Origin of the sequence: Rathayibacter sp. VKM Ac-2857, from assembly GCF_013205025.1 — a bacterium.
Taxonomy (GTDB): Bacteria; Actinomycetota; Actinomycetes; order Actinomycetales; family Microbacteriaceae; genus Rathayibacter.
Window position 1 is genome coordinate 80399 of sequence record NZ_JABMLE010000001.1, and the last position, 13964, is coordinate 94362.

Sequence of the window (13964 nt, forward strand, 5' to 3'; positions counted from 1 at the left end):
CTTCGGGTCACAGCACTGGGCTGCATCTAGGGAATATACCGAGCTTCCAGCGTGCCGCCCATCCGCTTGACAGACCCCCGCCCAGTTCGGGTGGCACGGCAGCGGCTCGGCCCGAGCGCGCGGACGTCAGCGGTAGCTCGGCGCGTCGGTCTCGGCCGGGCCGTAGAAGCGCCGCTCGAAGACCGCGCGAGCGCGACGGGTGGCACCGAGGTAGTCGTCCTCGAGCCGGGTCGCCGAGTCGGCGGGGTACTCCAGGAGGCGGGCCACGCCCTCCAGCTGGCGGCGGTCGCTCGGCAGCACGTCGCCGGTACGGTTCGTCCAGAGCGTCATCGCCGAGCGCACCCGGGAAGCGAAGATCCAGGCCGCGCGCAGCCGCTCGGCATCGGGCGTGGAGACCAGGCCCGCCTCTTCGGCGACCGCGAGCGCGGTCAGAGTCGACGTGGTCCGCAGTGCCGGGATCGTCCGGGCGTGCTGCAGCTGCAGCAGCTGCACCAGCCACTCCACGTCGCTGAGCGAGCCGCGCCCGAGCTTGAGGTGCCGCTTCGGATCGGCGCCCTGCGGCAGCCGCTCGCTCTCGACGCGGGCCTTGATCCGCTTCACCTCGCGCGTGTCGCGGTCCGAGATCGCGGCCGGGTAGCGGACGCCGTCGGCCAGCTCCTCGAAGTCGGCGATCAGCGCCGCGTCGCCGGCGACCCCGCGAGCGCGCAGGAGGGCCTGCGCCTCCCAGGTGAGCGACCAGCGGGCGTAGTAGGCGCGGTACGAGTCGAGCGAGCGCACCAGCGGGCCGTTCTTGCCCTCCGGCCGCAGATCCGCGTCGAGGTCGAGCGGGAGGCGCGAGTCCTCGGTCAGCCGGACGAGCTCGGCGACCAGGAACTGCGCGTAGAGCTGCGCCTCGTGCGGGTCCGCCTCGCCGGGTCGCTGCACGTACATCACGTCGGCGTCGGAGCCGAAGCCCAGCTCGGCTCCCCCGTAGCGCCCCATGCCGATCACGGCGAACTGCGCGGCGGATCCGCGGCGGCCCGTGCTCGAGCGGCGGACGGCGGCGAGCACCCCGCCGAGGAGCGCGCTGATGATGTCGGAGAGGCTGGTCGCGATCTCCTCGATCGTGCTGAGCCCGAGGACTCCGCCCATGGCGGTGCGGAGCACCTCTCGACGCCGCATGCCCCGCAGGGCCGTGGCGACGGCCTCCGGAGTGTCGTGCCGCGCGAGCACCGCGCGCACCTCCTCGGCCAGCCGATCGGCGCTGCGCGGCCGGAGGGCGTCGTCGTCCTCGAGCCAGGCCGCCGACTCCGGGATGCGGTCCAGCAGCTCGCCGACGAAGCGCGAGCCCGAGAGGACCGTCGTCAGGCGCTTCGCGGCCCCAGAGGAGTCGCGCAGCATCCGGAGGAACCAGGGCGTGCCGCCGAGCGTGTCGCTGAGGCGCCGGAAGGCGAGGAGTCCGTAGTCAGGATCCGCGCCGTCCGCGAACCACTGCAGCATGACGGGGACGAGGTGGCGCTGGATGCTCGCTCGGCGCGAGACGCCCGAGGTCATCGCGGCGATGTGGCCGAGGGCCCCGCGGGCGTCCGCGAAGCCGATGGCGGCGAGGCGCGCCTCCGCCTGACCGGTCGACAGCTCGATCCCGCCGTCGGGCAGCGCCGCGACCGCGGAGAGCAGCGGGCGGTAGAACAGCCGCTCGTGCAGTCCTCGCACGCGGTGCTTGATCGAGTTCCAGACGACCAGGAGCTCCTCGGCGCTGCGGGCGAGACCGCTGGCCCGTGCCAGGGTCCGCAATTCGTGCTCGTCCCGCGGCATCAGGTGCGTGCGCCGGAGCCGTCGCAGCTGGAGCCGGTGCTCGAGCAGGCGCAGCGCCCGGTAGTCCTGCGCGAACTCCTCCGCCGCCGCGCGGCCGATGTAGCCGCGATCGGCGAGGGCGCCCAGGGCGAGCAGGGTGCCCGGCATGTGGATCTCGTCGTCGGTCTGGCCGTGCACGAGCTGGAGCAGCTGGACGGTGAACTCGATGTCGCGCAGCCCGCCCGGGCCGAGCTTGATCTGGTAGTGGACGTCGTTCTGCGGGATGTTCTCGGTGACCCGCTCGCGCATCCGCTGCACCGACTCGACGAAGTTCTCCCGCGAGGCGCTCGACCAGACCTTCGGCGCCACGGCGTCCACGTAGGCGCGACCGAGCTCGAGGTCCCCAGCGAGCGGACGGGCCTTCAGCAGGGCCTGGAACTCCCAGCTCTTGGCCCAGCGGTCGTAGTAGGTGATGTGCGACTCGAGGGTCCGCACGAGCGCGCCCTGCTTGCCCTCCGGGCGCAGGTTCGGGTCGACCTCCCAGAGCTCCGGCTCGAGCGCGAGCGCGGAGGTGCCGCGCATCAGCAGGACGGCGAGCCGGGTCGCGATGTCGATCGCGCGCGCGTTCGAGAGGCTGCGCTCGGGGTCGCCCTCGGCGACGAAGATCACGTCGACGTCGCTGACGTAGTTGAGCTCGGAGGCGCCGGCCTTGCCCATGCCGATGACGGCGAAGCGCGTCGCCTCGACCTCCTCGCGGCTGAACCGGCCGGGGCCGGAGCCCGCGATCAGATCGGCGCGCGCGACGGCGAGAGACGCCTCCAGCGCGGCTCCGGCCAGATCGGCGAGGGTGCGCGCGACCCGGTCGACCGCCGCGACCGGATCCGCCTGACCGAGGTCGTGCACGACGACGCGGGTGAGCAGCCGGCGGTAGCGGACCCGCAGGGCGGTCCAGCCGTCCTCCTCGTGCAGCGCGGCGACGCCGTCGACGGCACCGACCGAGTCGAGCAGCTCCTGCTTCAGCTCGGCGCGGCCGGACAGGACCCGGACGGGATCCAGGAAGCCTGCCAGCTCATCGGGCCGGCGCTGCAGGAAGTCCGCGAGACCGGAGGAGGCACCCAGGACGAGCAGCAGGCGCGTGATCGCCGCGTCGTCCGCGAGGACGGCGTCCATCCGATCGCGATGGCTGCGCAGCAGATCGAGCAGCGCACCGAGCGCCGCGTCGGGATCGGCCACCCTCGCGAAGGCCGGGACGACCGACTCCAGCGAGCGGCCCGCGAGCTCCTCCGCCTCGGCGAGCCGCGCCCCGGTCTCGCCGAGGTCGGCGAAACCGAGGCGGGCGACCTCGCTCAGCGTGCGTTCGCGGGGCATGGCGCGAGGGGTCAGAGCATCTCGAGGTTGCTGCGCAGCTCGTACGGGGTGACCTGGGCCCGGTACTCGGCCCAGTCCTTCCGCTTGTTGAGCAGCACGAAGTTGAACACCTGCTCGCCGAGGGTCTCGGCGACGAGCTCCGACTCCTCCATCAGCGAGATGGCCCGGTCGAGGCTCGCGGGCAGCGGGCTGTAGCCCAGGGCCCGGCGCTCGGCGTCCGAGAGCGTCCAGACGTTGTCCTCGGCCTCGGCGGGGAGCTCGTAGCCCTCCTCGATGCCCTTGAGCCCCGCGGCCAGCAGCAGCGAGTAGGCGAGGTAGGGGTTCGCGGCCGAGTCGAGCGCGCGGTACTCGATCCGCGAGGACTGGCCCTTGTTGGGCTTGTAGAGCGGCACGCGCACCAGCGCGGAGCGGTTGTTGTGGCCCCAGGACACGTAGCTGGGCGCCTCGTCGCCGCCCCAGAGCCGCTTGTACGAGTTGACGAACTGGTTCGTCACCGCGGTGATCTCGGGGGCGTGCTTGAGCAGTCCGGCGATGAACTGGCGGCCGAGCTTGGACAGCTGGTACTGCGCGCCCTGCTCATAGAACACGTTCATGTCGCCCTCGAAGAGCGAGAGGTGCGTGTGCATGCCCGAACCGGGGTGGCCGGAGAGCGGCTTGGGCATGAATGTAGCGTAGACGCCCTGCTCGATCGCCACCTCCTTGATGACCGTGCGGAAGGTCATGATGTTGTCGGCGGTGGTGAGCGCGTCCGCGTAGCGGAGGTCGATCTCGTTCTGACCGGGGCCCGCCTCGTGGTGGCTGAACTCGACCGAGATGCCGAGGTCCTCGAGCATCCGGACCGAGCGGCGGCGGAAGTCGTGCGCCGTGCCGCCGGGGACGTTGTCGAAGTAGCCGGCGGAGTCGACGGGCTCGGGCCCCTCGGCGCCGAACGTCGACGACTTCAGCAGGTAGAACTCGATCTCGGGGTGCGTGTAGAACGTGAACCCGCGCTCGGCCGCCTTCGCCAGCGTGCGCTTGAGCACGTTCCGCGGGTCGGCGACGGCGGGCTGGCCGTCGGGCGTGGTGATGTCGCAGAACATCCGCGCCGTCGGGTCGATCTCGCCGCGCCACGGCAGGATCTGGAAGGTCGACGGGTCCGGGTGCGCCAGGACGTCGGCCTCGTAGGAGCGGGTCAGCCCCTCGATCGCGGAGCCGTCGAAGCCGAGACCCTCGGCGAACGCCCCCTCGACCTCGGCCGGCGCGATCGCGACCGACTTGAGCGTGCCGACGACGTCCGTGAACCAGAGGCGAACGAATTTGATCCCTCGCTCTTCAATGGTGCGAAGAACGAAGTCCCGTTGCTTGTCCATCAAGGCCCTTCCTGTTTCGGTCCCAGGCTAGTGGCTCCGCCCCTCCCTCGCTGGGCGCCCGGCCGTTCCCCGCGGACCCGCGACAGGGCGCGGATAGACTCGTCCGCATGTCAGCGCAGCCCGTGAAACGCGTGAGAACCCGCCACTTCCAGACCGCGAAGGACTCGGGGGTGCGGATCACCGGACTCACCAGCTACGACGTGCTCACCGCCCGCATCTTCGACCAGGCGGGCATCGACTTCCTGCTCGTGGGCGACTCGGCCGGCAACACGGTGCTCGGCTACGACACGACCCTGCCCGTGACCGTCGACGAGCTGATCCCGCTGGCCCGCGCCGTCGCGGGCGCCGTCGAGCGCGCGTTCGTCGTCGCCGACCTGCCCTTCGGCTCCTACGAGTCGGGCGCGGACGACGCGCTGCACACCGCGTTCCGCTTCATGAAGGAGACCCACGCGCACGCCGTGAAGCTCGAGGGCGGCGTCCGCTCCGCCGAGCAGATCCGGCGGATCGTCGAGGCCGGCATTCCGGTGATGGCGCACATCGGCTTCACACCGCAGAGCGAGCACGGCCTCGGCGGGCACATGATCCAGGGGCGCGGCGAGGGGATCGAGCAGCTGCTCGCCGACGCCCGCGCGGTCCAGGAGGCCGGCGCGTTCGCCGTCGTCCTCGAGATGGTGCCGAGCGAGGCCGCTCGCCGGGTCACCGAGGAGCTCAGCATCCCCACGATCGGCGTCGGCGCCGGACCGCACGTGGACGGTCAGCTGCTCGTCTGGACCGACTTCGCCGGGCTCACGACAGGCCGGGTGCCGCGCTTCGTGAAGCAGTACGCCGATCTCCGGGGCGTCCTCACCGGGGCGGTCACCGCGTTCCGCGAGGACGTCGAGGCCGGCGCGTACCCGGGGGCCGAGCACAGCTACGAGTAGCGGCCGGCCGAGCCGGGTCGGCGCCGAGGATCAGCTTGAGGGGTCAGCGGTCCTCCGCGTCCTCCTCGTCCCAGCGGCGGGTGTTCTCGCGCATCTTCTCGAGAGCGTGGGAGGCCTCCTCGCGGGACGAGTACGGGCCCGCGCGATCGACGGACGGGGACTGGAAGCCCTGCTCCACCGCGCCGGACTTGAGGTTGTACCACCAGGAGTTCGCATCACCGTCAGACATGCGGCGATCCTACGCCGGGGCCGGTCGCCGGTCGCTCCCCCTCCGGCCTCGCTAGCATGGCCGGTATGACTGCTGCTGCGACCGCGATCGGTATCGACATCGGAGGGACCGGCATCAAGGGGGCGTACGTCGACCTCGGCGAGGGCGCCCTCCTCAGCGACCGGATGAAGGTTGCCACTCCCGAGGGCGGACGACCGAAGGACATCGTCGCCACGGTGCAGCAGATCCTGGGCATGCTCCCGGACGCGCCGGCCGACACTCCGGTGGGAATCTGCTTCCCGGCCGCCGTCGTGCACGGCCGCACCATGTCCGCGGCGAACGTCTCGGACGAGTGGATCGGTCTCGAGGCCGAGAAGCTGTTCGAGGACGCCATCGGCCGCGACATCTTCTTCGTGAACGACGCCGACGCCGCCGGCTACGCCGAGTCGCGCTTCGGCGCGGCGAAGGACAAGAAGGGCCTGGTCCTGATGACCACGCTCGGCACCGGCATCGGCACCGCCCAGATCTACGACGGCGTCCTCATCCCCAACGCCGAGCTCGGCCACCTCGAGATCCACGGCGGCGACTACGAGAAGAAGGCGTCCTTCGCCGCGAAGGAGCGGGACGACCTGGACTACAAGCACTGGGCCAAGCGCCTGCAGCGCTACTACTCCCACCTCGAGGCCCTCCTCTGGCCGGACCTGATCATCGTCGGCGGCGGCATCTCGAAGCACCACGAGGAGTTCCTGCCCCTGCTCGACCTGCGCACGCCCATCGTCCCGGCGGCGCTGCGCAACAACGCGGGCATCCTCGGCGCCGCGGCCCTCGCGGGCGGCGGCGTGCGCCGCTGAGGCGGCGCCCTCCTCCGCGGCGGTCCCCGCCCACCGAGGCGCCGTCGCGGCGTACCCTCCGCGGCGGTCCCCGCCCGCCGAGGCGCTGTCGGCCTCGACACGTGGACGCGTTCCGCAGAGCGTCTCGCCGTCGGCTACGACGAGACGCTGGCACGCGTTCCGCCGATCAGCCTCGCTGCGCGAGAGCGGTCTGCAGGGCCCGCGTCCCTGACGCCCGCCCCCTTCGCGGTCGGGTGCCCCCCTCTTGCTGGTCGAGTAGCCGCGCAGCGGCGTATCGAGACCCACATCACCGAACGGCAGCCTCACGCCCGCGTCCAGCAGGGCCGGATCTCGATACGCCCCCTCCGAGGGCTACTCGATCAGCATGGACACAGCTCCCCTCCTGCACGACGGATGTGGCGCCCCGCCTTAGCGGACGGGCCAGCCTCCCTCTTGCTGGTCGAGTAGCCGCGCAGCGGCGTATCGAGACCCACGCCACCGAACGGCGGCCCCGAGCCAGCGTCCAACAGGGCCGGATCTCGATACGCCCCCTCCGAGGGCTACTCGATCAGCATGGATGCGCACCCCTCCTGCACGACTGACGTGGCGCCCCTCCTGCACGGACGGGTCCGCCCACCTCTTGCTGGTCGAGTAGCCGCGCAGCGGCGTATCGAGACCCACGCCACCGAACGGCAGCCTCACGCCCGCGTCCAGCAGGGCCGGATCTCGATACGCCCCCTCCGAGGGCTACTCGATCAGCATGGACACAGCTCCCCTCCTGCACGACGGATGTGGCGCCCCGCCTTAGCGGACGGGCCAGCCTCCCTCTTGCTGGTCGAGTAGCCGCGCAGCGGCGTATCGAGACCCACGCCACCGAACGGCGGCCCCGAGCCAGCGTCCAACAGGGCCGGATCTCGATACGCCCCCTCCGAGGGCTACTCGATCAGCATGGATGCGAGGACGGCGCTCTACAGGAGCGTGCGGAAGCAGGGCCGAGGCGAGCCGGGGAAACGCGTGCCAGCGTTTCTCCGGAGCCGGACGCAGGGCGCTCCGCGGAACGCGACCACGCACCCAGGCCGACCGCGGCGCGGCGGGCGGGGACCGCCGCGCAAGACGGGCACCGCCGAAAAAGGCCCCGCAGAGCGGGGCCTTTTTAGGCGAAGGGGTCGGCTATTACGCCGGGTTCTGTTCACGCCGCGCCTCTCGGCGGGCGCTGGACGGCCATCTCTCTCGGGGGCACGTCACCGTGACCCTCCAGCGGTCTACCCGAGGACCCGACGAGCAGCCGCATCGTCCTCTGTCTGACCTTGCTCCGGGCGAGGTTTACCGAGCGGACCGGATCACTCCGGCCCCTGGTGGTCTCTTACACCACCGTTTCACCCTTACCGCGGGCCGGAGCCTGCGGCGGTCTGTTCTCTGTGGCACTGTCTCGCGGGTCGCCCCGGGTGGGTGTTACCCACCGCCCTGCTCTGCGGAGCCCGGACGTTCCTCGGCGCCGGGGCTCTCACCCCGGCGACGCGACCGTCTTGCCGGCCCGTTCGCGGCTCCAGTGTACGGCGCGGCTCAGGCGAGCGTCGACTCGTCGCCGCGGACGAGGATGCAGCCGCTGTCGGGGCAGAGCACGACCTCGTCGGGCGCGGTGGTGCGGATCCAGGCGAGGTCGGACTCGGTGAGGGCGACGCCGCTCCCCTCCGACACCTTGCCGCGCAGGAGCGCCGCGCCGACGCCGTAGCGGGCGCGCTGCTTCTCGTAGAGTTCGACGAGGTCCGCCGGGATCTTCTCGACGAGCGAGGCACGGTCGCGGGCGAGCGCCTCCTGCTTGCCGGCGAGCTTCTCGGCCTGGGCGTCGCGCTCCTCGGCGAGGGTCGCGATGCCGGCGACGACCTCGTCGCGCTCGGCCTGGGCGGCGGCGACCTCGGCCTCGATGCCCTCGATCCGCTCCATCAGCGTCAGCTCGATGTCCTCGAGGTCGCCACGGCGCTTGACCAGCGAGGTGATCTCGCCCTCGAGCGCGGCGATGTCCTTCGCGGACGACGCGGTCTGCAGCCGGTCGCGGTCGCGGGCGAGGCGCTTGTCGACGACCTCGACGTCGGACTCGATGCGGCCGAGCTCGGTGCGGGCGTCCTCCAGGCGGCCGTTGCGCTCCGCGAGGGTGCGACGGGTCTCGTTGTCGCGGGTCTGCATCGCCTTGATCGCCGCGATCTGCGGCAGGGTGGCGACGGCGTGACGGAGCTGGTTGCCCCTCGTGTCGAGACTCTGCAGAGTCAGGAGCTCTCGCTGGTCGGCGGGGCTGGCAATCACGTCGCGGTCCTCGTTCCCGGCACGGAGGGTGGGCGTGCCGGCTCCATTCTCGCGCGCCCGCGGAGCGTCAGTGGACGATGGCGAAATCCCAGGGGTCGGTGCGGGTCTCGCTGACGTCGACGACGACCCCCGGCAGCGCGGTACGCAGGGCCTCGGCGGCGACGTCGAGCCAGAGCCACTCGCTCGCCCAGTGCGAGACGTCGAGAAGCGCCGGTCCGGTGCCGTGGCGGGCCTTCTCGCGCGCCTCCGACGCCGGGTGGTGCCGGAGGTCGGCCGTGATGTAGACGTCGCTCGTGCGGACCGCAGGGCTGTCGAGGAGGGAGTCCCCCGCTCCGCCGCAGAGCGAGACCCGGCGCACGGGCGCCTCGTAGTCGCCGGCGGCGCGCACTCCCCCGGCGGTGGCGGGCAGCAGCTCGGCGACGGCGCGGGCCAGGCGGCCGAGCGTGACCTCCTCGGCGAGGTCGCCGACGCGGCCGAGGCCGACCGACGGGTCCTCACCCGGGACGAGGGGCGTCGTACCGGTGAGGCCGAGCCGGGTCGCGATGACGTCGGAGACCCCGTCCGCGACGATGTCCGCGTTGGTGTGCGCGGAGACGAGCGCGCAGCCGTGCCGGATCAGCTCGGCGAGCAGGCGGCCCTTGTAGCCGTCCTCCGCGATCGAGGTGACCCCGCGGAGGAGGAGCGGGTGGTGGGCCAGGAGGAGCTGGTAGCCGCCGTCGACGGCCTCGGAGACGGTGTCGGCGACGACGTCGACCGTGAGGAGGATCCGCTCGATCTGCGCGGCCGGGTCACCGGTGACGAGACCGGGGGCGTCCCAGTCCTCGGCGGCACCCTCGGGCCAGAGACGGTCGATGACGGCGTGGACGTCGCGCAGCGTGGGCATGGCTCCAGGGTAGGGCCGCCGCTCCCCCGCCGGAGCGCGCCTCAGTGCGCGTCTCAGTGCGCGTGATCGGTCTCGACGGCGCGGATGGCGGCGTCGGAGCTGCCGACCTCGTCGTCGAGGTCCGCGGCGAGGAAGTCCTCCGACTCCGGGAGGCGCACGGTGAGGCCGGCGTACTGCTCGACCGCCAACTCGCCGCTCAGCCCGGACGCCGCGAGGACGTGGCCGCCGACGGTGCCGCTCGTGTCGACGAAGTGGGTGTGCAGCCCGGCGACGCTGATGCCCTGGAACGGCTTCGGGCCGTAGAAGCCGACGATCGTGCCCTCGACGTCGTCCAGGTGCACCTCGCGCTGGTCGCGCATCGCGTCGGCGAGGCGGAGGTACGGCTTCACCTGGGCGATCGGCTGCCGCAGCGTCAGGTGCCCGATGCGGCCGCGGAGACGGACGCCGACGAACACGTTGGGGCTCGGCACGGTCCGCCGGACCGCGGTCAGCAGGGCGTCGAGCGACGGCACCGCGTCGACCGTCTCCGTGCTGTCCGGAGCGAAAGGAGCCAGCTCGGCGAAGGCGATCGTGTCCTCCGGCTCGAGGACGACGACCGAGCCGTCGCCGCGGAAGAGCCGGTGGACGCCGTCGAGCACGACCAGCTCTCCGTCCATGTGGTCGCCGCAGCCCAGCCCGAAGTCGCCGGCCTCGTCGGCCTCGGCGCGCGTGACGACGCCGTCGAACAGACCGGCCAGCAGCGCGTCGACGATCGAGAACTGGGTGATGAGGCCGCGCGGAGCGGTCGGAGTCGGCATCCCGCCATTGTGGCGGAGCACTCAGCTCTCCAGCGCCAGCCGGTACCGCTCCCGCGCCACCCGGTCCGACGTCTCCGCCGCACGCCCGAGCCGCGCGTGCCGGTCCGGATCGAACGCGAGGAAGTGGAAGGCCGCGGGCACCGGGGTCAGCCCGCGCAGCCGCTTGAAGCGGTGCGCGCTCTTGCCGAGCCACACCCGCTCCACTCCGGCCCCGATCGCGAACTCGACGGGATCGAGGTAGCCGAGCATCGAGTAGAGACGGTCCGGGACTCCCCGGGACGGACGCGCCCAACGCAGGACGTGCATCGTCGTGTCGTCGTGGATCGCCATCGCGAATCCGACCGGCCGCTCCTCGTCATCGACCGCGACCCGCATCCGCGCGCCCGGGAGCGCCGAGAAGGAGCCGAACGCGTCGTCGGTGAACTCGGCTCCGCGGTGCCCGTGATCGGTCATGAACTCGCGGTGCAGCCGCGGGGCGAACGCCTCGTCGCCCGGCTGCCAGTCCCGGATCGTGCAGTGCGTCCTCGAGAAGTGGTTCCGGTCACTCGCGAACTGCTTCCTGGCCGTGCGGGGCAGGGCGGCGAGGAGACCGTCGAGATCGGTGGACCCGCCGGTGTCGAGCCGCCAGTCGGCGTCGGAGAACACCGCTCGGAATCCGAGGTCGGCCAGCAGGCTTCCTCTCTCCCCGTCGTCGAGGTCCACCCAGGGCACGACGACGCCGTCGAGCCCCCACGCCCGGCACTCCCGGCCCACCCGCTCGAGGAGGGGAGCGAGTGCCGTCGCGCAGCCGTACAGGGTGTGCCGGAGGCGCACCGGAGTACCCACGATCAGCCAGCGCTCCCCGGTCGCACCACGCGGGACACCGAGCAGGCGCGAGAGATCGAAGCTCAGGGGAATCGGCTCGCCCGAGTACTCGAACCCGACCACGGCGGCGCTCTCGTCCTCGGACCACCAGGAGCGGAGGTGCACGTCGCCGGCGAGCGAGTCGCGGAGGAACGCGAGGGTCGTGGACCGGCGCATCGGGTCATCGGCCAGGGCGTCGAGGAGATCGGCGGGCACGCGGACGACGCTCGACGCACCGTGGCGCCTGATCGAGTGGTGAGACATCCCAGGGATGGTAGGCACCGACTCGGAGGTCGTGCGCGGTGGCGCACGGTGACCGGTCGCCCGATGCTGCGCCTCGGAGAACGAGACAAGCCCCGCGCTTCCGGAGAAGTGCGGGGCTTTCTGCCTTGCGGTGGATCCGAGGGGATTCGAACCCCTGACCCCCTGCATGCCATGCAGGTGCGCTACCAGCTGCGCCACGGACCCTTGGTGCGCTTCTCGAACGGGAGGTACCGGCCTTGCGGCCCGCTCCTCCGCCCGGCGGAAGCAACTCGAATAAACTACAACACGAAGCGCGTGGAGCGAAATCGAGCGGCGCCGCCGGGCGTGTTCCTCAGTTCGAGGAGGCCGCGGAGTCGGCGGGAACGGCGTTCGCCACCGTGATCGGGACGACCGGGCAGTCCTTCCAGAGGCGCTCCAGCGAGTAGTACATCCGGTCCTCCTCGTGGAAGACGTGGACGACGAGGTCGCCGAAGTCGAGCAGGATCCAGCGGCCCTCGGCGCGGCCCTCGCGGCGCAGGAGCTTGGCGCCGGACTCGTTGAGGCGGTCCTCCACCTCGTTGGCGATGGCCACGACGTTGCGCTCGGAGCGCCCCGTGACCAGGAAGAAGATGTCGACGAGCGGCAGCGGTCCCGAGACGTCGAGCGCGACGAGATCCTCCCCGCCCTTGGAGTCGGCGGCGGTGGCCGCGAGGTCGAGCAGGGCGCGGGCGGAAGCGGTCGCAGTCATGAAGCCTTCAGTGTCGGTGGTGGATCAGAAGATGTTGAGGACGAAGCCGCCGATGAACAGCGCGATCGAGGCGACCAGCAGCACGGCGGCGGTGATGGCCAGCACGACGGGGACGCTGACGGCGCGGCGCTTCTGCGGGGCGATCATCGCGGTGCCCGCGGCGTGGGTGGAGACGGCGCTCGACGCCCGGACGGGCTCCGAGTCGGAGGCGGGCTGCTCGCGGTCGATGCGGTCGACGTAGCGGTCGACATCGGGCGAGTCGTAGAGGTTCGGGTGCTGACCGGTGGAGCCGAGGCTGCGCGGCAGGTCGAAGGAGCCCGTGACGAGCACCTCCCCCGTGTCCGTGCGGACGGGCGAGGCGTCGCCCGCGGTCGGCAGGATGAGGGCGTTCGTCGTGGTGACGGCACCGGTCGCGGCGACTCCGCTCGCGATGAGGGAGTCGAAGGAGGCGTCGACCTCCTCCTTGGACTTGCTGTCGAGCTCGTCGGTGATGGCGAGGTGCTCGATCGGCGGGTGGAAGCTGCCGGTGATCTCGGTGGCCTTCTCGTCCGCGATGTCGAGCGTGCCGACGGTGGCGAAGAGGGCGGTGTTGAGCTTGGGCTGCTCGGGCTCGTCGAGCGGCTGCTCGGGCTCGTCGGCCCGCTGCTCGGACTCGTCGATCTGCTGCTCGGGCTCGACCTCGTCGGTCTGCTCCGGGGCGGATGTCTCGGCGGCGGTCGTGGGCTCGGCGTCCTGCTCGGCGTCGGCCGGCGCGACCTCGGGGGTCGCGGCGACCTGCTCGGCCTGCTGCTGCGCGAGCAGCGCACGGAGCTCTCGACGGGTGAGCGTGCTGCGGTCGACGCCCTCGGGGAGCACCACCTCGATGGCGGAGGTGCTCAGCTCGGGCTCGGCGGCCGGGGTCGGAGCGACGACGGGGACGCGGAGGGCCTGGGTCGCGGTGAGCACGGGCATCTCGCCCGCGGCGGTGACCGACGCGGTCGCGGCGCGGCGGGAGGTCGTCGGTGCGGCGGCGGGCGCGGCGCCGGCCGCCGCTCGCTCGCGCTCGCGGATCTCGCGCCGGGTGAGCGGCGCGCCCTCGTGCTGAACTGTCATGGCGTGCTCCGATACAGGTGGTGCTTCGAGATGTACTGGACGACACCGTCGGGAACCAGATACCAGACCGGATCACCCCGGTTCACGCGGCTCCGACAGTCCGTCGAGGAAATCGCTAGCGCCGGAATTTCCAACAAGGATACGTCCTGAGCCGGCAATCCCGAAACGGACAGGGCGTGACCCGGCCGGCTGACGGCGACGAAGTGCGCCAGCTCCCAGAGCTCGTCGTAGTCCTTCCAGCTCAGGATCTGCTCGACGGCGTCGGCTCCCGTGATGAAGAACAGCTCGGCGTCGGGGTGCGCGAGGTGGATGTCGCGGAGGGTGTCGATCGTGTACGTCGTGCCGATGCGGTCGATGTCCACGCGGCTGACGGTGAAGCGCGGGTTGGACGCGGTCGCGATGACCGTCATCAGATAGCGGTGCTCCGGTGGCGTGACCGTCTTCTTGTGCCACGGCCGGCCGGTCGGCACGAAGACGACCTCGTCGAGGTCGAAGGACTGCGCCACCTCGGAGGCGGCGACGAGGTGTCCGTGATGGATCGGGTCGAAGGTGCCACCCATCACGCCGATGCGCGGACGCCGCGGGTCTCCGCTCGCGGCGGACGTCACG

At 71.8% G+C, this 13964-nt stretch carries 12 protein-coding genes, 1 tRNA gene and 1 other RNA gene; 2 read left to right on the forward strand and 12 right to left on the reverse strand.

What is annotated here, in order from left to right; translation table 11 throughout:
- Nucleotides 1–126: 126 nt before the first annotated feature.
- The gene (locus tag HQQ86_RS00345) at nucleotides 127–3141 is read right to left on the reverse strand and encodes a bifunctional [glutamine synthetase] adenylyltransferase/[glutamine synthetase]-adenylyl-L-tyrosine phosphorylase (protein ID WP_173285541.1); all 3015 of its coding nucleotides are present in this window, start codon (nucleotides 3139–3141) and stop codon (nucleotides 127–129) included.
- Nucleotides 3142–3152: 11 nt separating this feature from the next.
- On the reverse strand, nucleotides 3153–4490 hold the full coding sequence (locus HQQ86_RS00350; RefSeq protein ID WP_123736929.1) for a glutamine synthetase family protein: 1338 nt from the start codon (nucleotides 4488–4490) through the stop codon (nucleotides 3153–3155).
- A 107-nt stretch (nucleotides 4491–4597) separates the two neighbouring features.
- Here HQQ86_RS00350 and panB point away from each other — a divergent pair, with 107 nt between their 5' ends.
- A complete protein-coding gene (gene panB / locus HQQ86_RS00355) occupies nucleotides 4598–5410 on the forward strand; it encodes a 3-methyl-2-oxobutanoate hydroxymethyltransferase (protein ID WP_123703541.1) in 813 nt (270 codons plus the stop codon).
- A gap of 43 nt (nucleotides 5411–5453) precedes the next feature.
- Here panB and HQQ86_RS00360 read toward each other — a convergent pair whose 3' ends face one another.
- The gene (locus tag HQQ86_RS00360; RefSeq protein WP_123445835.1) at nucleotides 5454–5639 is read right to left on the reverse strand and encodes an SPOR domain-containing protein; all 186 of its coding nucleotides are present in this window, start codon (nucleotides 5637–5639) and stop codon (nucleotides 5454–5456) included.
- Between the two features lie 65 nt (nucleotides 5640–5704).
- Here HQQ86_RS00360 and ppgK point away from each other — a divergent pair, with 65 nt between their 5' ends.
- Nucleotides 5705–6469: a polyphosphate--glucose phosphotransferase gene (gene ppgK, locus HQQ86_RS00365; protein WP_132437043.1), complete on the forward strand. Its 765-nt coding sequence runs from the start codon at nucleotides 5705–5707 to the stop codon at nucleotides 6467–6469.
- Between the two features lie 1137 nt (nucleotides 6470–7606).
- On the opposite strand, the gene rnpB is transcribed toward ppgK, so the two are convergent.
- The 9 genes from rnpB to nadD form a co-directional block, all read right to left on the reverse strand.
- An RNA gene (gene rnpB, locus HQQ86_RS00370) (RNase P RNA component class A) lies at nucleotides 7607–7985 on the reverse strand.
- Between the two features lie 26 nt (nucleotides 7986–8011).
- Entirely contained in the window at nucleotides 8012–8749 is a 738-nt protein-coding gene (locus HQQ86_RS00375; RefSeq protein ID WP_173285543.1) for a hypothetical protein, read from the reverse strand.
- A gap of 67 nt (nucleotides 8750–8816) precedes the next feature.
- Nucleotides 8817–9632: a Nif3-like dinuclear metal center hexameric protein gene (locus HQQ86_RS00380; RefSeq protein ID WP_173285551.1), complete on the reverse strand. Its 816-nt coding sequence runs from the start codon at nucleotides 9630–9632 to the stop codon at nucleotides 8817–8819.
- A 53-nt stretch (nucleotides 9633–9685) separates the two neighbouring features.
- Entirely contained in the window at nucleotides 9686–10429 is a 744-nt protein-coding gene (locus HQQ86_RS00385; protein ID WP_173285553.1) for an acetolactate decarboxylase, read from the reverse strand.
- Between the two features lie 21 nt (nucleotides 10430–10450).
- Nucleotides 10451–11536, reverse strand: coding sequence for a peptidogalycan biosysnthesis protein (locus HQQ86_RS00390; RefSeq protein WP_173285555.1), 1086 nt, complete (start codon nucleotides 11534–11536; stop codon nucleotides 10451–10453).
- Nucleotides 11537–11667: 131 nt separating this feature from the next.
- Nucleotides 11668–11740 (reverse strand) — tRNA-Ala (locus tag HQQ86_RS00395).
- A gap of 127 nt (nucleotides 11741–11867) precedes the next feature.
- Nucleotides 11868–12263: a ribosome silencing factor gene (gene rsfS / locus HQQ86_RS00400; RefSeq protein ID WP_123445829.1), complete on the reverse strand. Its 396-nt coding sequence runs from the start codon at nucleotides 12261–12263 to the stop codon at nucleotides 11868–11870.
- A 24-nt stretch (nucleotides 12264–12287) separates the two neighbouring features.
- Complete coding sequence (locus HQQ86_RS00405; RefSeq protein ID WP_173285557.1) at nucleotides 12288–13355, reverse strand: hypothetical protein; 1068 nt, start codon at nucleotides 13353–13355, stop codon at nucleotides 12288–12290.
- Nucleotides 13352–13963 carry a nicotinate-nucleotide adenylyltransferase gene (nadD, locus tag HQQ86_RS00410; protein ID WP_123732279.1) on the reverse strand — a complete coding sequence of 204 codons (612 nt, stop codon included), beginning with the start codon at nucleotides 13961–13963 and terminating at the stop codon, nucleotides 13352–13354. Before nadD ends, HQQ86_RS00405 begins: the two co-directional genes overlap by 4 nt.
- Nucleotide 13964 lies beyond the last annotated feature (1 nt).

Coding starts and splice junctions, on each gene's coding strand:
- HQQ86_RS00360 (WP_123445835.1), bottom strand. CDS start 5,639: ATGTCTGACGGTGATGCGAACTCCTGGTGGTACAACCTCAAGTCCGGC.
- HQQ86_RS00350 (WP_123736929.1), bottom strand. CDS start 4,490: ATGGACAAGCAACGGGACTTCGTTCTTCGCACCATTGAAGAGCGAGGG.
- rsfS (WP_123445829.1), bottom strand. CDS start 12,263: ATGACTGCGACCGCTTCCGCCCGCGCCCTGCTCGACCTCGCGGCCACC.
- HQQ86_RS00390 (WP_173285555.1), bottom strand. CDS start 11,536: ATGTCTCACCACTCGATCAGGCGCCACGGTGCGTCGAGCGTCGTCCGC.
- ppgK (WP_132437043.1), top strand. CDS start 5,705: ATGACTGCTGCTGCGACCGCGATCGGTATCGACATCGGAGGGACCGGC.
- HQQ86_RS00345 (WP_173285541.1), bottom strand. CDS start 3,141: ATGCCCCGCGAACGCACGCTGAGCGAGGTCGCCCGCCTCGGTTTCGCC.
- HQQ86_RS00380 (WP_173285551.1), bottom strand. CDS start 9,632: ATGCCCACGCTGCGCGACGTCCACGCCGTCATCGACCGTCTCTGGCCC.
- panB (WP_123703541.1), top strand. CDS start 4,598: ATGTCAGCGCAGCCCGTGAAACGCGTGAGAACCCGCCACTTCCAGACC.
- HQQ86_RS00405 (WP_173285557.1), bottom strand. CDS start 13,355: ATGACAGTTCAGCACGAGGGCGCGCCGCTCACCCGGCGCGAGATCCGC.
- HQQ86_RS00385 (WP_173285553.1), bottom strand. CDS start 10,429: ATGCCGACTCCGACCGCTCCGCGCGGCCTCATCACCCAGTTCTCGATC.